The sequence below is a fragment of the Sutterella wadsworthensis genome (genome assembly GCF_003315195.1).
Lineage (GTDB): Bacteria > Pseudomonadota > Gammaproteobacteria > Burkholderiales > Burkholderiaceae_F > Sutterella > Sutterella wadsworthensis.
On sequence record NZ_QNRV01000026.1, the window covers coordinates 20,935 to 42,434 of the forward strand.

The following is a 21,500-nucleotide window of genomic DNA, read 5'->3' on the forward strand; positions in this document are numbered from 1 at the left end:
GGAATATTGGCGCTCCCGAATCAACAATCAGGAGCGCCGCTCCATTTATGCAGCTGGCTGAGCTTCAAAACGAACGCCAGACCCAGACACTTCACTTTCTCCGGATGTGCCTCGGGGTTTCACCACAATATGCACCCCTACGCGCTCGCGCACTGCTCGCACATGGCTGATGATGCCGATGAGCTTCCCAGTCTTTTGCTGGAGCATCTCTAAGGCATTCAAAGCTTTTTCGAGCGTATCGGGATCGAGCGTGCCGAAGCCTTCATCTAAAAAGAGCGTATCGACCTGCATACGGCTTGAACTCACGCGCGAAAGGGCAAGCGCCAAAGCAAGCGAAACCAAGAACGTCTCACCTCCCGACAAATTAAAGGAGGTGCGCTCGAGCCCCGCGAGTTCCAAGTCTCGGACTGCAAGATCGAGTTTTTGAGAACCGGCCGGAATCAGCTGATAACGGCTTTGCATACGCGAGAGAATCACATTGGCTTCATGCAGCAAAAGCGCAAAGGTGAGGCTCTGAGCAGCCAGACGGAAGGTTTTGCCGTCCGCACTGCCGATCAGCCCTGAAAGCTTTGCCCATTTGTCGGCTGAAGTGCGGGCGCTCTTAAGCTCAGCCTCAATCAGGGCGGCTTTCCGGCGAACAGCATCATCGGCTTCGAGCTGCTGGCGAAGGCTGCCGAGACGACGCTCTGCCTCACTGGCCCTCTCGTCGGTTTGGGCCAGTTCCGCGGCCGCTTCTGCCTCTTGAACGTCACGGTGAGGCGTTTGCAAAAGCGCTTCCAGGTCTCTTTGAGCCGTCGCTCGGTTCGACTCGGCCGCAGCATAGGCCTGACCGGCAGCCTCTGCGGTTTGTTCGAGCTCCTTAATTCGGGCGGGATCGCGTTCGGCCGCGAGCAGCGCGGCTTCATCGGCAAACGCTGCGTTTGCCAGAAGCTCGCTGAACCGCGCCTTGGCATCTTCCGTTTTCTGTGCAAACTCTTGCGCCGCCTTTTTTTCTGCCGATAGCGTTGCCTCGATCGTCTTCAGGTGTTGCGCCGCCTGGGCACTTGCCTGTGCGGCATTACGCTCTTTTTCGCGCGACGACCGCACTCGGTGAGCGAGCTCGCGGCGTTCAGCCTGTGCTGAACGCTGGCCAAACTTGTTTTCACGATCTTTGCGGACATCCTGAGCGGCCTGATGCGCCGCTTGCGCACGCTCACTCGCGGCAGCCTGCGCTTCATCAGCGCCGCGTTTCTGTGCAGCCGCTGCATTTGCTGCCGCTGAGGCCGCAGTTAACTTTTCTTGCGCTTTTTGAGCAGAGGCATCCGCAGCCGCATAACGCTGGCGGCGTGCCTCGGCCTCATTAAGGAAAGACTGCGGCTCGGCGAGCACCGCCTTTAAATCGGTGTCGGTAGCGAAACAATGTTTCGCGGCAAGCAGAAAAGCATCACGCCGTACCTGCAAACGCTCGCCGCTCTCGCGCTGCTGTGCCTGAAGCTGCTCGAGACTCTCCTGAGCGGCCCGAAGGCGAGCCGACACACGAACGTCTGCCGCCTGAGCTTCATGAAAGGCGTTCACTGCCTTGACCTCTTCTGCACGCACGAGCGCCAGCCCTTTATCCGCCGCTTCGGCATTTTTCGACCATGCTTCAATGGCGTCGAGCACCGCATTGAAGCCGGCAGCCCTTTGCGGCGTCAATGCCTCTGCAAAATCCTGCGGATAGGCACTGTGCAGTGCCGCAATACGCTGAGTGAGCACTTCGCGCATGCGTGATGCCTTGTCTCCAGGAGATATATCAGACAAAAGGGCCAACAGTTCGCCGCATTCGAGGAACCACTGCGCCGCCCATGCTCGACCGGTAAATCGGCGCATTTCAACGAGTTTGGCCTCAAGCGATCCATCTTGATAAACCGCAGCCTGAAGACGCTGCGCATCTTGAAGCCGCTGGGCAGCCGCTTCCATTACGGCTTGTGCTTTGACTGCAGCATCGTGAGCTTCATCCGCTTTCACTTTGTCAGCAGCGATTTTCTTTTCACCAAGCGCGGCGGCGGACTTTGCATTCAGACTATTTTTTTTGGCGTCGGCATAAGCCTCTGCTGCGGCCGCGGCCGCCGGCAGATGCTCCGCAAGCTCACGATCGCCCTGAAGCATCTCCAGCGCACCCAGTGCTCTGCGGCGCTCATCTTCTGCAGACTTCAGCGCTGCTGCGCACTTTTGCACCTCGGCATCCGCCCGCAAACTGCGCGCCTGGGCATCCGCAAGCGCCGCACTGCTCGCTTGGGCTTCTGCGTCCGCAATAGCCAGACATTTGTCCTTTTCTTCCATCTGCTCGAGCTCAGGAATCGTTTTCGCCTCATCCTCGGCAGCCTGCAATGCAGCCTGCCGTGCTGCGTCAGCGGCTGCCTGAGCCTGCGCTTGATGCGCCTGCGCCTGCACTTGAGCCGCCTCATATTGCGCTGCTTCCCGGCGATGCGCTTCAGCGGAGGCTGCGCAGTCGAGCATACGTCGGCGTTCCGCAAGAGGCTCCACAGCCGAGCGAGCGGCAGCGGCTTCACGCTTCAATGCTTGAGACGCCTGCGCCGCTTTTTCGGCCTGAACGAATGACTGCTCAGCGTCCTTCAGACGTACGCGGGCGGCTGTTGCCTGACGTATCCAGCGGAGATCCGCTTCGAGTTCACTGCGGCGAAGTCGAACATGCTTGGCTTCGTCTGCAGTCGTTTCGAGGGCGGTTTCCAAGGCCTTGCGGGCATCCTCAGCGAGCATTTCCGCCCCTTCAAGATGAACCAAAAGGCGCTTGACCTTATTGTTCTCATCGCGGCAGCGCTCAAACACCCATTGGCCAATTGTGCTGTAAAGCTTTGTGCCGGTGATTTTTTCAAGAATCGCCGCACGATCATCGACCTGGGCACGCAAAAGCTCCGTAAAAGCACCCTGAGCGAGAAGCGCGCTGCGCGTGAAGGTTTCATAGTCCATCCCGAGCACTTCAGGCACTTTTGCGTTCCAAGCGAGTTTCTGCTCTGCAACAATTTCCCCCGTTTCCGCACTGCCATCGGGCAAACGCACCAATTCCACTTGAGCATCACGCGGCTCGCCCGTGCGCTTAAGCCTAACGCTCCAGCGCGACCGCCAGAACTTTCCCATGGATTCGAAGACAACAGACGCTGAGCATTGTTTGCGGCCTTCGGTCAGAACCATACAGCCGCGATCGGTTTTCTTCGAGGTCGACGTTCTGGTCTCCATGCGTGGCGTTTTGCCAAAAAGCGCCAGTGTGACAGCATCCAAAATCGTCGTCTTTCCGCTTCCGGTGGGGCCGACAATCGCGAAGATGCCGCTTTCAACATAGTCGCGATTTGTGAAATCGATCTCATAGCGGCCGGCGAGCGAATTGATATTTTCAATTCTGAGTTTCAAGAGCCGCATGACCGGTCTCCTTTGCATCGATTTCGTTGTCTTGATGAGCGCCTCGGCCGGCCAGATCCGACACAATTTCTGCGCGGCGGGCGTCTGCCTCACGCATGAGCTCACGGCCGGCCTCCAGCGCTTCGGCAAAGAGGGGCTCCAACTCTTCCCGAACGATGTCGTCCGCGCCGCTTCTTTCTAAAACCGACCGGAAAACTTCTTCGGGCGTAATGTCATCGAGCCGCCTTTCGGGCATGTCCCAGCCTCTGAGACCTTCCGGAGTGCCGATGCGCACAGCAGCCAGATGCACGCCGGCATGTTCAGCCGATCGCTGAAGTGTTTGCACGACCGTGTTCGCATCCGTTGCCGCGCCCGTAAAAAACACCTCGACAACGGCGCCTGGCGCCTCACGGCCCACTTCCAGCAAACGCAGCTGAAGCGCTTCGAGCGTGCCGGAAATACGAGTGAGAATGCGCGGCTGCGGTACATGAATGGCATGCTTCTCAACGCCATGGTCCGTGATGACCACCTCCAGAATCTGCTGCTTGTCAGAAATCGCGCCAAAGTCGAGCATCAACGGCGAACCGCAGTACCACGCGGTGCCGTTTGACCCCGCCGCCGCCTGCGGGCGATGAATATGCCCCAGCGCGATGTACCGCCAGCCTTCGCCAAAAGCGGCCGCAGAAACATTGCGAAGTGACCCTACATATACCGAAGCATCTGCCTCATCGGACGAAGCTGAAACGCTTTCTGCCGCCCCGCCCACGGAACTGCCGGCTACGAAGAGGTGACCCATAGCGACCAACGGCACTTCAGGACCAACCCATTCAACGAGCTTTTGGTGCACGGCATCGTAATGAGCCCGCACCCCGTTCTCCCATGCGCGGCGGCGGTCCGTTTCGGAATCTGAAACCCCGGAGAGCCGCACATCCCCTTCGCGCAGATAGGGCACCGCCGCAATCCCCAGCATGGGGACTCCCGCGGCATCCCGGATGACAACCGCCTCCGTTTCCGGCGTATTCCCGGCAACAATCGTACGGATCGTGGAAAGCAAAACTTCAGGCGCCCGCAAAAAACGCAGGGAATCATGATTGCCTGCCGTTACTACAACCGCACGAAGCGCTGTCTGCGAAGCCTTCGTCAGAAAATCATAGTAAAGACGCTGAGCGTCCGAGGACGGCATCGTCGTATCAAAGATGTCGCCGGCGATGAGGAGTACATCCGGACGACGCTCGCTGATCTGACCGAGCAGCCACGTCAGAAACGAACGGAAATCTTCCGTTCGATCCACATCTGCAGTTTGCCGCCCCAGGTGCCAGTCTGAGGTATGAAAAATACGCACGGCTCGTCGTTTCTCGACAGGTGCATCTACGGATGAAGGCATGTATCAACTCTTGTGTAAGTACTGGGTTCATTCCATAAACGCATAGTACTCACATCCTGCGTCGCTGCCCGACTGAAATAAGCAGGCGCGGCTCCAGCCGGTGTTTTTGCTGAGTCAACATAAAAAAGGCGACATCTCTTTCGTATGCCGCCCCGTCTAATGATGCTTGAAGCCCCTCGTGCTGAATCAAGCTTGTTCGCCCAATCCAATGAGCCGTTCAGGATGCGTATAGACATTGGCTCGTCCGCGTCGGCAGAAAGCTGCAAGCGTAATCCCGGCCTTTTGAGCGACCTCGATGGCGAGTGCCGTCGGCGCCGATACTGCGAAGATGATTTCGACGCCCGTCATCGCGGCCTTCTGTACCATCTCGTAGGAGGCGCGGGAGCTGATCACCAGCGCCCCTTCGGTCCAGCCCTGCTTGGCACGCAGTCCCAGAAGTTTATCGAGCGCCACATGACGGCCGACATCTTCGGCGCCGCCCGCAAGCGATCCGTCGACATTCACCCAAGCGGCAGCGTGCGTCGCACCCGTGAGTCGGCCAAGCTCCTCGATCTCGTGGAGGTAGTTGAGCGCTCTTTCATAGTGCTGAAGGTCAAAAGTCTGTGTAAAGGGAACACGAGGCGTCGGACGAACCGCGCCCTCTAAAGACTCCACGCCGCAGATGCCGCAGCCCGTTCGCCCGGTCATCGAACGCCGGTACTCCTTAAGCTTCCAGAAGTTTTCCGAGGCGATCGTCAGTTCAATGTTCTTGCCGCCGCGGCAGCCCTCGGTCACTTCAATCCCGTAGATTTCAGAAAGATCGGCAACAATCCCTTCGGCCAGAGAGAAGCCGATGCCAAACTCTTCGAGCTGGGCGGGCGTTGCCATCATCACCGCATGCGAAATGCCGTTGTAGACCAGTGCAATAGGCACTTCCTCAGCAACGTAGTCCACATCCGAACCCGAGGTCGACTGAGCAATGCGCACGATTTCAACGCGGCGAGCGCTGGCGTTGAGCCCCGTATCACCGCCGACAATCATGCCGAAGGCGTTCAGAAAAGCAGCATTGTCTGTCGGAATCATTTTCGTCATCTCACATGAATCCTGTGAACGATGGTTGGAAGATGTCTTTGCTCAGCTCTAAGGGGGTTAATTTTGCCGCCCTGGAGCGCGGCCCACCTGGGTCGAATCGACAGGCTTCAGAATGGGTTTAGGCACTGTACCTTCCCGAACGGCGGCATCGTAAGCCTCTTCAAGACCAGTCAGCACAATCGCTTCAATATCGGCGCTGAAGGTCAGTTCATCGCCCATCGCGAAAAGCGTCGGCATGGCGCCGCCGCACTTCGAGCAGACATGCATACGGTGCATATCATCAGCTTCGTCGCTGATATAGGTCAGCTCTGAAACAACGTCGTTGCCGCAGCGAACACAGCGAATGCGTTCATAAAGCCACGAGGCGCCGCAGGTGCTGCAGAAGAGTTTCTTGACGTTGCCGCGAAGCGTCGTTTCAACGACCGCAGCGATATCGGGCTCCGATCCGCAGCAAAAGCAAGTATTGGTGCGGCTATAAGAGGGCTTTTGCTCTTCCGAGCGTTCAAGCAGTCCGGAAGCCTTTTCTGCAAAGCGCGTGAGATAGGCACGCAGCGTTTCGCCGAGGACGGGCAAAACGAAAATATCGAGGAGTGCCTCATCTGCATCGCCAGAATCCCAAAGCTTAACCACCGCTTCCAGATAACCGTGCGGATTTTCACTGGCCGTGCGAACAAGCGCTTCGGTACAGTAAGGCGCGAAGTCAAAATGCTGTGCTGCGCTGCCGAGTTTTTCGTCTAATTCGAGGCTCTTGAGCAGTACCGACCCGAGATGCTTGGCGCAGCGGCAGAAAGAATCTGCATTGATGCGCACAAAACCTGCACGCAGAAGCGGCGTGCCGTTGGGCTTGCTCGCTGCGATCGTTTCGTCGGCCGTGGGTTCGCGCTCGACCACGACATCCTCATCGTCGAGCTCGTTGCTGATCGCGGCCGCTTCCAGAATGAGCGGACCGAAAATGGCGAGGCGGCGTCGGACGTCTTCATCCTTAAAAGCGCGGTAGCGGTCAAGAGCGCGTTCGATCGACTTCGGGTTCATGGATTTCAATTCCTTCTTTTTTCTTCGGGGGTCTTTGCGCGTTACAGAACAATTTTTGTCATTGCGCAAGAGTATGCGGCTTCATGCCGAATAGAAACTTTTTGCAGGCATTTCCAGATCAGGATTTGATCCAACCCTGTTTGCAGGAAGGTTCTTTGCTGCCGCCGCAGACTTTTACGGACTCCGCAGCCGTCTCGAGAAGACTATGGAAAGCTTTTCAAGACGGCTCGGAATCAGTGGTCTATAAACAACTCGAAGCACTCTTCACTTCTCTCCCCCTCGAACCAGGGCCGAGGGGGAACTGGAATGCACTTTTGAGTTCTCATCAAGAGCGCGTTTACTCCGCTCTCTTTTCAATCGTCACGTTCTTGCCGGTGGTGAGCTCTTCGTTGGCCCAGTAACCCCAGTGGTAGAGGGCGTCCGATTCACTCACCTTGCCGTCGCCGAACATGATTCGGGCAGTGCCGCGGTAGGGCTGGAAAATACCCGCACCGAGATAGATGTGTGCAATGCCGACGATCACCGTGAGGCAGAAGAAGATATCGTGGAGCATACGGGCCCAGAGGAGGACCTCATCGCTGAACGCAACCTTCATGCCGCCGTTAGGGAGCAGGCCCGTATTGAGCCACAGCACCAAACCGGTAAGCGCCATGATGATGCAGAAGAACACCAATGCGCCGTCAGCCAGACGCTGCGCCGATTTGACATGGTGCTGCGGAGGCATATGGATTTTTGACGGTGCAAAGAGATAGAACGGAAAGAGCATCGCCCACTTGTAGTCGTCCTTGTCCCACTTGCCGAAAATATCTTCCTTAAAGAGGTGTGCAGCTCCCTTCGGGGATTTAAACACCGCATAGAGCGGAACAAGAATGAACGGGATCGCGAACACGCGGTGAAGCATGCGCATCCAATAGGTGAACTCTCCCCCCATAATCGAGCCGCCGAGCTCGGGCCAGAACACGAAGAGGCCCGTAACGGCAAGCAGGATGCAGGTGATCGCCGCGACGCCGTGCGTGACGCGCGTCAAGAGCGAATGGCGCTGAATGTAGCGAGTCATGATGTCTCCTTAATGGGCGTCTTTGCCGGATTGAACCTTTTTGAGCGCTTCGCGGGCTTCCCGCTCCGCGAGGGCGCGCTGTTCGGGCGTCCAATGTGCTTTCGCTTCCTCAAGGGTGACCTCCTTGCGGCGGTAGCCGAGATTGGCGAGGAACGAGACGGCCAAGGCACCGATGACGGCGGCCGTACCCACAGCGGTAACCGGCTTGATGATGTCAATGCCGTTGAGCACTGCTTTGGGCTTCGGATCCGTCGGCAGGCCATAGGCTTCATGACCGTAAGCGCAGACGTGAATCACGTGCAAGCCGCCGCATTCATTTTCACCATAGACCTCCGCCTTCGTGAAGCCCTTCTTCTTGAGGAACTCCACACGTTCGTGAGCCTTCTTGAGCATCTCTTCACGCGGCCCGAAGCGCAGCGCTTCAGGCTGGCAGGTCTTGACGCAGGCAGGAATGCCACCGTTGTCGAGACGATCAATGCAGAGCGTGCACTTGTCGATACGGCCGTCCATCGGGCGGAAACGCGGCACGTCGAACGGGCAGGCCGCCTGACAGAACGTGCAGCCGTTGCACTTATCGGTGTCGAGCTTCACTACGCCGCGCTCATCCTTGCTGAGCGCGCCGGACGAGCAGGCTTTCACGCAGCCCGCATCCGTGCAGTGGTAGCAGGAACGCCGACCAATGGACCAGTTCACCGGATGGAACTTGTCGCCCGAAGGCTTCTCATCAAAAGTCATGATGAGACGGGTGTCGCCGTTGAGATCCAGCGGGCCCTGATAGGTACCGTTGAAGTTCTTCTCATTGGCGTTGAGTTCAAGACTTGCCGGCAGCACATTCCACTGCTTGCACGCCACCTGGCAGCCGCGGCAGCCAGTGCAGTGCGAGGAGTCGAACAGCATAGCGACTTCTTTGTTATCAGCCATTTATTTGTCTCCTGGATTTATGGTCGCCGGTGCTTCAGGCAGCCTTCTCAATGTTGACAAGGAAGGCCTTGTATTCGGGAATGAAGCTCACCGGATCGCCCACATTCGGGGTCAGATCGTTGACGTTGTCGCCGGTGGCAAAGGAACCCGCCCACGAGAAGTGGTGCGGCATGCCGACCACGTGCGTGAGCTTGCCGTTGATCTGCATGGGCTGCATGCGAATCGTGACCATTGCCCGAACCTTGACCGAACCGCGGTTGTTCCACACACGGACCGTATCGCCGTTCTTGATGCCTTTTTCCTTAGCGAGTTCTTCGGAAAGTTCAATAAAGTTGCAGCTGATGAGCTCATTGAGCCAGGGAATCGATCGGGTCTGCGCACCGGTCTGCCACTGCTCGGTAACCGAGTAGGTCGTGCAGACATAGGGGTAGTCCTGCGTCGTGCCGCGGCGGTTGTCCTTGTCCTCCGTGAAAAGTGCACAGGGAGCCTGAACGCTGTCGTTGAGCAGATTCTTCGTCGGTGATTCAAACGGCTCATAGTGTTCGGGCATCGGACCGTCGGCCATGGCATAGGAGAAGAGCCGAGCGTTCTGCTCCCACGTCATGAAGAAGGCCTTATTGTCGGGCGGATTGGCAGTAACAAAGTCGCCCACGTCATACTGAAGCCACTTGTCGCCCTTCCATTCGACGAAAACCTTTTCCGGATTCCACGGACGGCCCTTCATATCGCAGGAAGCGCGGTTGTAGAGCACGCGGCGGTTGGCAGGCCACGCGAAGGACCAGCCCGAGAAGAGCCCCATGCCGGACGGATCTTCCTTAGAGCGGCGGGCCGTCGGCTGCTTCATCGGATCGAGCTTGTCGGCTTCGTTGTTGTAGTAGCCCGAGTAGATCCACATGCCGCAGGCAGTCGAACCGTCAGCCTGAAGCTGAGCGTAGCCCGGCAGGAGCTTGCCGTCCTGGACCGTGTAGCCGTTGATCGCCCAGCACACAGCGCGCAGGTCGTACTTGCCGTCGACCTTATAGTCCATGTTGGCTTTGAGGATCGGATCCGGATAGACGCCGCCTTCCTTCTGGTAGAGCGAACGGATGCGGTCAAAGAGTACCTCAATGATTTCAAAGTCAGACTTGGCTTCACCCGGCGGCAGCACGCCCTGCTGACGCCACTGCACCCAACGGCCGGAATTAGAGATCGAACCGATCTTTTCGTAAATCAGCGCAGCCGGGAGGAAGTACACCTCCGTCTGGATCTTGGCGGGATCCATGTCCGGGGCCTTCCAGAAGGTAGCGGTTTCCGTCGGGAACCAGTCAGCACAGACGAGCCAATCCAGATTAGCCATCGCATTGCGGGCAAACTTGGCATTCGGCGTTGAATGCGCAGGATTCATGCCCCAGGCAAAGTAGCCCTTAATGCGGCCGTCACGCATCATATGGAAAGTGCCCATCGTCGTCCAAGCGGAAGCCGGGAGACGCGGACCGATCTTCGGCAGCATTTCATAGCCGTAGTCGTTTTCCACTGTCGCGTTTTCGCCGAAGAACTCCTTGAGGAACGAAACCATGAACTTAGGCTTATTCGAGTAGTAGCCGTCGGCGTAGGTTTCTGCGTGGAGATAATCGGCAAGATGACGATGCTTCTTGGCAGTCGGCCACTTGAGGTAGCCCGGAAGATCGGGCACCGTGCAGGCAACGTCGGTCGCACCCTGCACGTTCGGTTCGCCGCGCATGGCGTTCAAGCCGCCGCCGGGAACACCGATGTTGCCGAGCAGAAGCTGGACGATCGACATCGCACGGCAGTTCTGACCGCCGTAAGTGTGCTGCGTCTGACCAAGCGCATAGAGGAGCGCACCGGCCTTGCCGGGCTTGCCCGTACCGGCGTACACCTGCCAGATCTTCATCATCACGTCCGGATCCATGCCCGTCACCTTGGCGACCATTTCGGGCGTGTAGCGGTCATAGTGGCGCTTCATGACGTTGAGCACGCAGAGCGGATTTTCAAGCGTCATATCGCGCTTGAGAATTTCCAATTCCGGCGGCACAAAGTTCGGCGTGCCGGGCTTTTTCACCCAGGCGTACTTGCCCGTCGGCGTCGTATCCCACTGTTCGAAGCGTTCAACATCGTAGCCCCACGACTCAGCCGAGTAGCTCTTTGATGCTTCATCGAAACCCGTAAAGAGTCCTGTCTTCGGATCAAAGTCATAGTCCTTCGTCAGAATGCAGGCCGCGTTCGTGTAGTTGAGAACGTACTCTTCCTGATAGAGCTTATTGTTGATGATGTAGCTGATAAGCCCGCCCCAGAAGGCGATGTCGGTGCCCGGACGGATGCGGCCGTAGATATCAGCGTTCTTGGCCGAACGAGTAAAGCGCGGATCGATCACGATCCAAGTGGCGCCCTTATCCTGAGCACGCTGAACCCAGCGTGAGGAAAGCGGATGGTTTTCAACGTTGTTCGAACCTGCCGTGAGAATCACATCTGCATTGGCAAAGTCGCACCAATGAGACGTCATTGAGCCGCGTCCAAACGACGGTCCAAGACCCGCAACCGTTGACGAGTGGCAAACACGCGTCTGGTTGTCAATCGCAATAGAGCCGAGCGTACGGCAGAACTTCTGCAGCAGCCAGCATTCTTCATTGTTGATCTGAGAACCGCCAAGAAACGCGAAGCCTTCAGTGCGATTAACGGTGTAGCCGTCTTCGGTCTGTACAAAGGTTTCATCGCGGGTCTTCTTGACGTGGCGAGCAATCCCGTCAAAAGCTTCATCCCAGCTGATGCGCTCCCACTCCTTGGAGCCAGGACGGCGCACCATCGGATAGAGGAAACGGTTAGGGTTGGGCTTGACCTTGCGGTCCGGCGTCACCACCTGACGCAGCCCCCACAGCGTTGCGCCTTTCGGGCACAAGCCGCCGAGATTGACCGGATGATCCGGGTCGCCCTCAATATTGATAAGTTCGCCATTGCGGTTTGACACGATCGTGCCGCAGCCGCCGGCACAGTAGCAGCAAATATTGAAATATTCCTGCACATTCGCGAGCTTATAGGGCTTTTTGGTGCTTGACGCAGCCATTGCTGCAGTACTGGCCAGACCAGCAGCGACCGGAGTCGTACCGAGAATCAGGCCGCGCTTGAGGAAGCTTCTGCGAGAAAGTTCCATTGAGTTCTCCTGGGGGGAGTTCGTTGTATGCCGGGTGCTGCCTCAAAAAAGAGCAGGCCGGAGGGTCTTTTATGAATGGGGATCGGAGTGGGTCACCCTCAGGGGTCAACCTGTTCCAAACCTCATTGAAGCGATTCTCCACAAGCCCGCACTCAAGAGCTATTAGCCTCTCGCAGAAGCATTTCGGTCGAATGGTTAATGTATACCGCGGCCTTTCTATCTACTCCTCAATATCTCTATATGGGTACATATGGGATTAATTTGGCAGTGCATTGCCCACTGGCAGAATGGGCGGGTGCTATTCCATATGTGAATAGCGAGACCAAGCCGCACCCGCATAACTGCTTTACCTAAATTGATTCAAATCAATAAATGTGTGTGGCGATGAAAACACAGTCTCTGATTCGAATTTTCGCTTTCGGCCCGTTTTCCTTGCCGCTTCAAGGTGGAGCAAGCTCAAGCCTGTTTTCCCTGAATGGAAGGCGAATCCGCAATTTGCTATTCTTTGATTAAATCAGGGTTTTCCCCTTCAGGAAAGAGCGTAGTCTATTCACAAAGATGGGCTCTACCGTTTCTGAATAACGCATAAATAAGACCGCTTCCCTACGCCTAAACCTTATGCTTCATTGCCTGATGTCCACTCGTCGCTCATTGCTTATTCGCTCAATGCTGTTGGCAACGGCTGCAGGCACCGCATCCGCTGCGGTTTTGCTGCCGCGCGAAGTGCGGGCCGACGCCACTGCCGACGCAGATTCAACGGGCTTTTGCCCTTTTTACTGCGATGTGGCCGTAGTGGGAGCTGGCGCAGCCGGTTTGACTGCTGCAGTGACCGCCGCTCAGACAGGCGCTCGAGTGCTGGTGCTCGAGAAGATGCGCATGGTGGGCGGCAACAGCATTCTCGCCGAAGATGCCCTAACCGCTGTGGACGACCAGCGCGGCAAGCAATGGTCTGATGATGCCAAGCGCGAGATCCTGGCCGAAAAACATGCCTTGCTTGCCGAGATGCGCCGCCGCGGCCGCACCATCAATGCCGAGCTTGACGAAGAACTTATCGACGATTCCCTCGCCGCCGTGCAGTGGCTTCAATCGATTGGCTGTGACCTTGAAACATCAGAGACACGTCCGGGCTCCCGCCACGTGCGTGAATACCGCGCTAAAGAAGGGCTTTCTCTCGGAAGCGAAGTGATCGGTGAGCTGCTGGCTCGGGCAGAGGTCGCGGGGGTTCCCGTCATCACCAACGCTCGAGTGGTGCAGCTCACCCAAGAACCGAGCATGCACATTGATCTCGAAGCGCTGACGATGTCCGGCCGCCGCGTCAAAGTGCATGCTAAAACGGTCATCCTTGCGACAGGCGGTTATGCGGGCAGTCTTGACGTTGTCCGCCGCAACTGTCCGAACTGTCCGCAGCTGCTCACCACCAATGTTGCCGGCGCTACAGGCGACGGTATTTGGCTTGCTGAAAATCTCGGCGCAGCGATCGTCGACCGTGACGCCGTCATGCTTCATCCCACAACGCATGCGCTTACCGGCACGCTTATTTCCAAACCGCTGCGCAAGGCCGGTGCAATTCTAGTCAACAGCAAGGGCAAGCGCTTTACCAATGAACTCGACGTTCCTGAAAATGTCGCGCGCGCCGTTCTAGCTCAGCCTGGCGGCTGGGCATGGCTGATTGGCGATTCTTCTCATTTTGACAGCGTTCTTTTTGAACGTCTCACGGCAACGGCCAGCATTACCCGCGAATACTCCATTGCCCGTTTGGCCGATTCCTTAAATATTGACCTCTCCGATTTGGGCGAAACACTGGAATACTGCCGCATTACCGGCGCTACCAGCGGCCCGTTTGCCCGCCCGCTTCCGGCCACTAAATTCGTTACGCCGCCCTATTTTGCTATTCGCATCCGCCCGGCCATTCATGGGTCTTTGGGCGGCATTCGTGTGGATGCAAATGCACATGTCCTTGACCGCCAGGGGCGAGTCATTCCAAAGATTTTCGCTGCGGGCGACACTGTCGGCGGTATTTACGGCCGCGTTCGCTTTGTCAATTTTGGTCTTATCGGCGCCATCGTTTTCGGCCGTCTCGCCGGCAAAAATGCAGCGGCAGAAGCACTTGCGCCATCCCAAACTGCTCCGACCGTTCAACGCGCCGAGACACCGGCCCAGACGTCCCATCAGCAGGCATCGGCCGATCCGCAGCTTGACGCCAACAATACGGAAACAGAAACCAACGGCGGGTGACCCCACCTGCACGATCTGCAATGCAGCCCGAGCGCTCCCATATTGCGGTGTCGAACATCTCCTGACTGCAAACAGAACGGCTCAATGAAATAATCCATGCAGCATATTCCGGCGCTCCGCAGCGAGCGCCGCCGCATAGGAATTCATTCATGTCCACCACACCCAATAACGACGCTCCCACCTCTGAAGCCTTGGCAGCGAAGTCGCAGCAATCCGGCATCAGCGGCCGAATGCTCGCCATTTTCTACCTCATCGCCATCGTTCTCGGTATTGTGAACGGCATCTGGGGATCGTCGGCGACGCAGTCCTTTGCAGACTTCATCGCCACGATGTTTATCCGGCTTTTCAAGTTCGTTGCGATTCCGATCATTGCCGTATCCATCATCTCAACCCTCTCATCCATCTCTAAATCGCGCAGTTCAGGCCGCATCTTCCGGCACACGATCTTTTACACGCTCTTCACGACGATTTTGGCGGCAACGCTCGCCGCTCTGCTCTACGAAGTCTTTTCACCGGAAAACGTCTCCGCATCGATTTCCGGTGCTGCCGCAGCACCGCTTTCGAGCGTTGCTAATGCAGGCGGCGCGGGTTATCTGAAGTACATCGAATCGGTGATTCCGGACAACATCCTGGCACCGTTCCTCTCCGCGAATGTCCTCTCGGTGCTCCTCATTTCTGCTGCTGTCGGCATTGCGCTTGCCCAAATGAAGCCCTCCAAGGCACAGGAAACCTTGGTCAGTCTTTTCGCCGGCCTGCAGGAAGTCCTCTTTCGCATTGTGAGCTGGATCATCAAGGTACTGCCGATCGGCATATTCGGATTTTTCTCCGTGCTGGCTGCTGACCTTGCATCCGGCGTAGAGCTTGGCGGACTTGGCGTTTACTTTGCTGCCGTTCTCACGGCGAATTTTGTGCAGATGCTGGTGATTCTCCCGCTCGTGCTGCTGGCTCGCGGCCTCAATCCGCTCAAAGTCGCTAAAGCCATGCTGCCGGCCCTCACCGTTGCCTTCTTCTCAAAGTCTTCGGCCGGAACGCTTCCCGTCACCATGGCCTCGGCAGAAAATCGCCTTGGCGTGCGCCGCCCCGTCTCTCGATTTGTGCTCCCGATCTGTACAACAATCAATATGAATGGCTGCGCAGCCTTTATTTTGCTGACGGTCGTTTATCTCATGCAGAATGCGGGCGCTGACATCACGCTTGGCACACTCATCGTCTGGATTCTCATCTCCACGCTGGCCGCCGTCGGCAATGCCGGCGTGCCCATGGGGTGCTTTTTTCTCTCAGCCTCGCTCCTTGCGGGCATGAATGTGCCGATTCTGCTTATGGGCGTGATTCTGCCCTTCTACGCAGTGGTCGACGCCATTGAAACTGCTCTCAACGTGTGGTCCGACAGCTGTGTTGCCGCCATGGTTGATCATGACTTGAAGGACGAAACGTTTGATGCGTGAGTCTTTATGAGGAATGCGCGGCCCGTCTTCATGCTGTTTGGGCGCTTTGCGTGAGGAGCATTGCGCCCAAAGAGCGAACTGATGCGGCCGCGGCTTCCATCTTTAGAGTCTCATTGCGAAAGCTGCGGCAATCGTGAGCACTGCGCCGACACCGATGGTGAAAACAATGCCGACCGCAATGCGGCGGACCACTTCGTCTACCTTGATTGGTTCAAGCGGCAGCACAGATTCTTCTGCCGGCATCGCGCTTGGAGCATCTGTTATGAATTCACTCACAAACATCATGTCATCCTCCAGACGTCATCTCGGCCGCCCCGCTGACTAAAGTCGAAGATCAGCCGATAAACCCTCTTTTCCAGAGTGATGGCAAGCAAAAACAGTGCCGAAAAAGCAACCCCTCAATCGTCAATAGAGAGTGAAAAAACAAAAACCGCAAATACATGCCTGTGCGAACCGCACCGCTGCAGTGCGGTTCGCACCAGTCACGCACATCAATAAGACATGATTTGACCGTCAGATCGTTTTTCCGTCGCGCCGCAAAGCGTGCCGTCGGGCGCCCGAAGAATCATCTGTCCGCGTCCCATCGCTGTGAGATCTGCTTTTACGGTAACTTCATGCCCGCGGCGAATGAGCTTAAGCACTTCAGCGGGCGGTACATCGGCTTCGATATCGATCTTTTTGCCGCCAATCCACTGCCAACGCGGGGAATCCAGTGCCTGCTGCGGATTAAGATGCCAATCAATCAGATTTTCCACAACCTGCACATGAGCCTGAGGCTGCATGAAGCCGCCCATGATGCCAAATGGTCCGACGGCTTTGCCCTCTTTGGAGAGGAAACCCGGAATGATCGTGTGATACGGACGTTTGCCTCCCTCAAGACAATTGGCGTGGGCCGGATCAAAACGGAAGTTTTCCATACGATCGTTCATCGAAATGCCGGTTCCCGGAATGACAATGCCTGAGCCGAAACCACGATAGTTGCTCTGAATGAAGGAAACCATCATGCCGTCGCGATCGGCCGTACAGAAATAAACCGTGGAACTGCCGCGCGGGTCGCCGGCTTTAGGCAGCAAAGCCTGCTCACCGATTAAAGCGCGGCGCTTTGCGGCATACGCGTCCGAAAGCAGTTCGTCGGTCGTCACGCGCATGGCAGAAGGTTCTGTGACATGCTCAGCCGTATCGCTCATTGCGAGCTTCATCGCTTCAATCTGCTGGTGCATCGTCTCTGCTGTAAGCGGCGCGCCGAGCTGCATGCCCGAGAGCGTCTTTAAAGCCATCAGCACAGTAATGCCGTGACCATTGGGCGGCATCTCCCAAACATCGTAGCCCCGGTAGTTGACACTCAAAGGCTCCACCCACTCCGGCCGCCATGCTGCCAAGTCGTCTGCAGTCAGTAAGCCCCCGTTAGCAGCAAAAAATGCGGCGATCTTCTCGGCTATCTCACCGCGGTAAAAAGCCTCGCCCTTCGTTTCTGCGATGCGTTTCAGCGTCGCAGCAATATCAGGAGAACGGAAGCTTTCACCGGGTTCTGGTGCTCGGTTTTGCGGCGCAAAGTGCGTAAACCATGGCTCAAACTGCGCATCGCTGCGCATTCCCGAGTAGAGTTTGACGGCACGCCCCCAAAGATCGGCTACCGTCGGCGAAACGGGGAACCCGTTTTCTGCATATTCAATGGCAGGAGCGAGCACATCAGCAAACTTCAGCTGACCGAAACGTTCATGCACAGCAGCCCAAGCACCAACGGCTCCCGGGACATCTGAAGCAAGAACGCCGTATGCCGGAATCTTTTCACATCCTTTGGCTCGGAGAGCCTCAATCGAAGCTGCTTTAGGTGAAGGACCCGAACCATTGAGACCATAAAGCTTGCCGTCCTTCCATACCATCACGAAGGCGTCGGACCCCAAACCGTTGCCGGTAGGCTCCGCGAGCGGCATGACCGCAGCCATCGCCACCGCGGCGTCGACGGCGTTCCCGCCCTTCAAAAGCACCTGCAGACCAACCGACGCAGCCGTAGGATTCCCCGCACAAGTCATGCCGTTTCGGGCATAGACCACCGTGCGGCGGGATGGATGAGGATAATCAAGAGGATCAAAAGGTATGGCCTGCATGGCATTCACTCGGGATAAAAACCAGAAAACACAATGAAAAACCCGAAAGCAAAGACGCAGCCTTATGCTTTCGGGCCTCAGCAGTACTCCATATTAAGGAGTCTCTAAAGCGGCAGAAAGTCTGCCGCTCATATACTTCCGATCAAATGACGCCTTTTGTGCGAAGCGCACGCATCACATCAGCCACGTACTTCATCTCTGCCGGACGAACGTATGAAATGCGGCACCATGTCGTAGCCGGCGGGAAGGGACGGCCGACCATGATGTGCTCGGCCTTCATTGCATCGGCAAAAACTTTCAGAGGCTTTTTGAGATTGAAGAAAACGAAGTTGGTCTGACTCGGCAAGTATTCGAGCTGAAGTTCCTTGAGCACCTCTTCCATGATGCGGCGGCTCTCAAGCGTTTCTTCGAGCGACTGTTTGAGAAACGCCTTATCGTTCACTTCAGCCAAAGCCGCTTCAATGGCCGGCGTATTCTGGAAGAAATCGTAAGCAATGTGGTCATGCACCTTCTTCACACGCTCGGGCGCTGCATAGGCAAAGCCGAGACGGAGGCCCGCCATCGCAAAAATCTTGGAGAAGGTTTTCAGCACAATGACGTTGTCGAGACCTTCGCGAACAAGTTCGGCAGCTGAGCGGTAAGACTTATCCTCCACAAATTCGGCATAGGCCTCGTCAAGGATGAAAACGGTATTGGCGGGCTTGCCGCGAATCCAGTCAAAAAGTGCGTTGGTATCCGCAATCGTGGAGGTCGGATTGTTCGGATTCACGAAGTAGACAATAGCTATTCCCTTCTTTGCCGCTTCAGCGGCCGCGGCCTTCATCGCAGGAATATCCATCGACCAATTCGGTCCCATCTTGACCTTGATGACGGGAATATTGTTGCGCACAGCAGCCATTTGGCCGTCGCTGTAGGTCAGTTCTGCCGTTACAAGACTGGCCCCCGGACCATTATGAGCTTCAACCGAAGCACGGATGGCTTCAGCGGACCCCTGCGACAGCACGATTTCTTCGGGCTTGCCGCCTATCAGCTGTGCACAGGCCTTGCGAAGCACTTCGCAACGCACAAAGGGATATCGATTGGCGACCGCAGCCGAATCTGCCACGGCTTTGCGAGCCGCGGCGGAAAGTCCCAACGGATTTTCGTTGTAGCAGGCGATGATGGGATTGTCTGCTGTGGGCTTCTCAAAGACCGGCGCCGGCGCCGCATCGACACGGCCAGCCGTCAGCAGAGAAGCAGAGAAAGCACCGCCCAGAGCGGCAGTAAGCATGCGGCGTCGTTGAATAGCCATGATCTTTTCCTTACGCATAGGACATTGCACCGGTCGACCAGCCGGAAAGCAGCTGGCTCGAGCTGTATGCAGTTGATTATTGAACAAGCAAGCAGCATGCCCGCGATGAGGAAAAGATCTTGACAGACAACTTTTGAAAGCTTGTTGTTGCTTCGCAGGCAGACTGAGGAGCTTGTCTTAAGGCCTATATTCAATCGCTTAGGAACATCTTCCGATGGTGTTTTCACCCAGAATGATGATGGATCACCGTTCAAGTATCCATTCCGTCATGGCGGCTATATCGCGTCGGCGAACAAATCTCTCTCCGCCTTGAAGCAAAATCATTCCGGACTTTGAAGCCGCTGCGAGCAGTCGATCAAGACTGGCTCGTGAAACATAAATCACCCGCTCGAGTGCAGCGCGTGTGATTGGATAGGGCATTCTCAAATATTCTGCAGAGCTCTCCAGCGGATGAGCGCCGCTTCGCAGAAGCGCCGCAGCATAAAAAAGCTGCAGCCGCTCTTCAAGAGGAAGAGAAAAAAGTGCCTCCATGCCTATCAATTCAGATTTGGCAGCAATCTCACAGTACGCAGAAAATTCCAAAAGAAACTGCGAATTCGTTTTCACAGCAACCAAAACCAGCTGTCGATTGACGACGGTCGCTTTTGCACGCTTTTCACACGTCACAAGCCGCGGAGCCTGCACTCCAGTGAAAAGATTTAAAAATCCCATCATGGAACCTTCGGCATAAAGATTCATAGCCAGAGGCTTAGAGAGACGACGATTAATAACCGCTTGACTCAAGAGCCCCGAGTGCACTACCCGAATTTCAGAGTACGGTTCCTCTTCGCGTTGAACGATTTGCCGCGGCGCATAAAGTTCGATCTCAGAACGAAGTGCTTCCACACCGAGCCGCAGTGATGCTGGTGCGGCCGGTACAAACCAAGGACAAACCGGCAGCAAGTTAAGGGAAGACATAACAACGGAAAATCTGAGATATGTATTCACAAAAAAGTGCTTTGGTGACCTTGCTCAGCAAAGCGTGGGGTCATCACCTCACAATAACTGCAAAAGCGGCTGATTGGAAACGATCCAACCAACCGCTTGTCCATAAAGACTGCTAAGGGGCGCCGGAGCACGCCTTATTGATTTATTTGCGCGTCTTCACGAAATGCTCAACAGCGAGTTTTCCGCCGTTAATGGCCCACGATGAAGCTGTGCCTTCAGCAATGTGCATATCGTATGAGTCGGAATAAAGTCCCCCTGCATCCTGACCAATGGCATAGATGCCTGGGATCGGCTCACCATCCGCATTGAGCGGCTGAAAGTTCTCATTAACACTTGCACCGCCCGTCGTGGCATACATACGAAGACTGCCTTTAATGGCGTAGAAAGGTCCTGTCTTGACTTCACGCAGCCACTGCGCATCTTTATAAAAGTCCTCGTCCTTTCCGAGTTTTACCAGTTCGTTCATGCGCGAAGCTGTAGCCGTGAGGCGTTGAGGATCCATGCCAGTCTTCGCAGCAAGCTCTTCGAGCGTAGCTGCCTTAAAACAGAACCCGTCTTTTTCGCCCCGAGCGAAAAGCTCATCAAAATTCGAGAATTTCGTTCCTGGAGTCACCATGCCGAAATAGCCGCGCACCAGTCCCTCATTAATCATCTCTTCCCGAGTGGCATTGTCAAAAACCGCAAAGCCTTCTCCTCCGACTTCTTCATAAGCATTGGAGATGTATTCCAGCGGAAGCGTTTCAGCAGCAACTCGATCTCCGCGCAATGATGTTTTGAGGTACGGCTGGAAGAGCGCTGCAAGCAATCGTACATAATGAGCATTGGTCACTCCGTCCTTGCCGAACTGCAAATCTGTCGGAACATCTTTGAGCCACAGACCAGCCTGCATGCATACATTCATGTTGACGAGCTTTGCACCAGCGCTCTCGAGCATCTTGACGCCGTCGCCGGTGCGTCCTGGTGATCCGGCACTTTCATAGCCGGCGTAAGGCAAATATTTCTGCACCATTTCCTTATTGCCGGAAAACCCGCCGGTGGCAATGATCGTTGCGGAGGCATTAATCGTCAGTGTGCTTCCGTCAGCTGTACGTGCACGAACGCCTTTAATGATGCCGTTATCGATAATGAGCTCAGTTGCGGGGGTTGAAGTCAGTATTTGCCCGCCTTTTTCCTTAATCTGCTTCGTGAATTCTTGAATCAGTACAGTGCCATGGCCGCCTTTATACATGTGCCAAGTACGCGTACCATCAATAAAAGCCGTCTTCACCGCTTCGAAGTGGATATTGTGATCGGCAAGCCAATCCATCGTTGGGCCGGTCTGTTTCAGCCAGTGGTTGAGTGCCTTGGCATTAATCCCAAACTCCCGGAGACTAGCTCCGGGAGGTCCTGATCTGACGCAAAGTCGGCCTATTTATTCTTCCTAATCCATTGTTTTTATTTAATAAAAAC

14 protein-coding genes are annotated in these 21,500 nt (G+C 56.0%); 2 read left to right on the forward strand and 12 right to left on the reverse strand.

Annotated features, from left to right (window positions below; translation table 11 throughout):
• Positions 1 to 45: 45 nt before the first annotated feature.
• The 7 genes from DES29_RS09720 to DES29_RS09750 all read right to left on the reverse strand — a co-directional run bounded on the left by DES29_RS09720 (position 46) and on the right by DES29_RS09750 (position 11,985).
• Positions 46 to 3,396, reverse strand: a complete 3,351-nt coding sequence (locus DES29_RS09720) for an AAA family ATPase (RefSeq protein ID WP_113854815.1) — start codon at positions 3,394 to 3,396, stop codon at positions 46 to 48.
• On the reverse strand, positions 3,371 to 4,759 hold the full coding sequence (locus DES29_RS09725) for a metallophosphoesterase family protein (protein WP_021994869.1): 1,389 nt from the start codon (positions 4,757 to 4,759) through the stop codon (positions 3,371 to 3,373). Before DES29_RS09725 ends, DES29_RS09720 begins: the two co-directional genes overlap by 26 nt.
• A 186-nt stretch (positions 4,760 to 4,945) precedes the next feature.
• Positions 4,946 to 5,830: a formate dehydrogenase accessory sulfurtransferase FdhD gene (fdhD, locus tag DES29_RS09730; protein ID WP_016473899.1), complete on the reverse strand. Its 885-nt coding sequence runs from the start codon at positions 5,828 to 5,830 to the stop codon at positions 4,946 to 4,948.
• Between the two features lie 57 nt (positions 5,831 to 5,887).
• Positions 5,888 to 6,862, reverse strand: a complete 975-nt coding sequence (locus DES29_RS09735) for a formate dehydrogenase accessory protein FdhE (protein WP_046446287.1) — start codon at positions 6,860 to 6,862, stop codon at positions 5,888 to 5,890.
• 337 nt (positions 6,863 to 7,199) lie between these two features.
• A complete protein-coding gene (locus DES29_RS09740) occupies positions 7,200 to 7,919 on the reverse strand; it encodes a cytochrome b/b6 domain-containing protein (protein WP_016473897.1) in 720 nt (239 codons plus the stop codon).
• A 9-nt stretch (positions 7,920 to 7,928) separates the two neighbouring features.
• On the reverse strand, positions 7,929 to 8,840 hold the full coding sequence (locus DES29_RS09745; protein WP_021994871.1) for a 4Fe-4S dicluster domain-containing protein: 912 nt from the start codon (positions 8,838 to 8,840) through the stop codon (positions 7,929 to 7,931).
• Between the two features lie 34 nt (positions 8,841 to 8,874).
• The gene (locus tag DES29_RS09750; RefSeq protein ID WP_021994872.1) at positions 8,875 to 11,985 is read right to left on the reverse strand and encodes a molybdopterin-dependent oxidoreductase; all 3,111 of its coding nucleotides are present in this window, start codon (positions 11,983 to 11,985) and stop codon (positions 8,875 to 8,877) included.
• 633 nt (positions 11,986 to 12,618) lie between these two features.
• Here DES29_RS09750 and DES29_RS09755 point away from each other — a divergent pair.
• Together DES29_RS09755 and DES29_RS09760 are read left to right on the forward strand one after the other, a co-directional pair.
• Positions 12,619 to 14,220 (forward strand): FAD-dependent oxidoreductase, encoded by a 1,602-nt coding sequence (locus tag DES29_RS09755; protein WP_236578837.1) that lies wholly within the window; start codon positions 12,619 to 12,621, stop codon positions 14,218 to 14,220.
• 149 nt (positions 14,221 to 14,369) lie between these two features.
• Positions 14,370 to 15,665, forward strand: coding sequence for a dicarboxylate/amino acid:cation symporter (locus DES29_RS09760; protein ID WP_021994874.1), 1,296 nt, complete (start codon positions 14,370 to 14,372; stop codon positions 15,663 to 15,665).
• A gap of 102 nt (positions 15,666 to 15,767) precedes the next feature.
• Here the strand turns inward: DES29_RS09760 and DES29_RS09765 are convergent, their stop codons facing one another.
• From DES29_RS09765 to DES29_RS09785, 5 genes are all read right to left on the reverse strand, one after another.
• Complete coding sequence (locus tag DES29_RS09765; RefSeq protein ID WP_021994875.1) at positions 15,768 to 15,950, reverse strand: hypothetical protein; 183 nt, start codon at positions 15,948 to 15,950, stop codon at positions 15,768 to 15,770.
• Between the two features lie 206 nt (positions 15,951 to 16,156).
• The gene (locus DES29_RS09770) at positions 16,157 to 17,773 is read right to left on the reverse strand and encodes a gamma-glutamyltransferase family protein (RefSeq protein WP_021994876.1); all 1,617 of its coding nucleotides are present in this window, start codon (positions 17,771 to 17,773) and stop codon (positions 16,157 to 16,159) included.
• Between the two features lie 142 nt (positions 17,774 to 17,915).
• Positions 17,916 to 19,064 carry a pyridoxal phosphate-dependent aminotransferase gene (locus tag DES29_RS09775; protein ID WP_021994877.1) on the reverse strand — a complete coding sequence of 383 codons (1,149 nt, stop codon included), beginning with the start codon at positions 19,062 to 19,064 and terminating at the stop codon, positions 17,916 to 17,918.
• A 243-nt stretch (positions 19,065 to 19,307) separates the two neighbouring features.
• On the reverse strand, positions 19,308 to 20,021 hold the full coding sequence (locus tag DES29_RS09780) for a cyclic nucleotide-binding domain-containing protein (RefSeq protein WP_021994878.1): 714 nt from the start codon (positions 20,019 to 20,021) through the stop codon (positions 19,308 to 19,310).
• A gap of 172 nt (positions 20,022 to 20,193) precedes the next feature.
• Positions 20,194 to 21,462, reverse strand: a complete 1,269-nt coding sequence (locus tag DES29_RS09785; RefSeq protein ID WP_346243198.1) for an FAD-dependent oxidoreductase — start codon at positions 21,460 to 21,462, stop codon at positions 20,194 to 20,196.
• Positions 21,463 to 21,500 lie beyond the last annotated feature (38 nt).

What these genes read in the sequence shown, in the direction of transcription:
- fdhD (WP_016473899.1), bottom strand. Translation starts at nt 5,830, where the DNA reads ATGACGAAAATGATTCCGACAGACAATGCTGCTTTTCTGAACGCCTTC.
- DES29_RS09750 (WP_021994872.1), bottom strand. Translation starts at nt 11,985, where the DNA reads ATGGAACTTTCTCGCAGAAGCTTCCTCAAGCGCGGCCTGATTCTCGGT.
- DES29_RS09755 (WP_236578837.1), top strand. Translation starts at nt 12,619, where the DNA reads ATGTCCACTCGTCGCTCATTGCTTATTCGCTCAATGCTGTTGGCAACG.
- DES29_RS09720 (WP_113854815.1), bottom strand. Translation starts at nt 3,396, where the DNA reads ATGCGGCTCTTGAAACTCAGAATTGAAAATATCAATTCGCTCGCCGGC.
- DES29_RS09765 (WP_021994875.1), bottom strand. Translation starts at nt 15,950, where the DNA reads ATGATGTTTGTGAGTGAATTCATAACAGATGCTCCAAGCGCGATGCCG.
- DES29_RS09745 (WP_021994871.1), bottom strand. Translation starts at nt 8,840, where the DNA reads ATGGCTGATAACAAAGAAGTCGCTATGCTGTTCGACTCCTCGCACTGC.
- DES29_RS09780 (WP_021994878.1), bottom strand. Translation starts at nt 20,021, where the DNA reads ATGTCTTCCCTTAACTTGCTGCCGGTTTGTCCTTGGTTTGTACCGGCC.
- DES29_RS09775 (WP_021994877.1), bottom strand. Translation starts at nt 19,064, where the DNA reads ATGGCTATTCAACGACGCCGCATGCTTACTGCCGCTCTGGGCGGTGCT.
- DES29_RS09740 (WP_016473897.1), bottom strand. Translation starts at nt 7,919, where the DNA reads ATGACTCGCTACATTCAGCGCCATTCGCTCTTGACGCGCGTCACGCAC.
- DES29_RS09760 (WP_021994874.1), top strand. Translation starts at nt 14,370, where the DNA reads ATGTCCACCACACCCAATAACGACGCTCCCACCTCTGAAGCCTTGGCA.
- DES29_RS09770 (WP_021994876.1), bottom strand. Translation starts at nt 17,773, where the DNA reads ATGCAGGCCATACCTTTTGATCCTCTTGATTATCCTCATCCATCCCGC.
- DES29_RS09735 (WP_046446287.1), bottom strand. Translation starts at nt 6,862, where the DNA reads ATGAACCCGAAGTCGATCGAACGCGCTCTTGACCGCTACCGCGCTTTT.
- DES29_RS09725 (WP_021994869.1), bottom strand. Translation starts at nt 4,759, where the DNA reads ATGCCTTCATCCGTAGATGCACCTGTCGAGAAACGACGAGCCGTGCGT.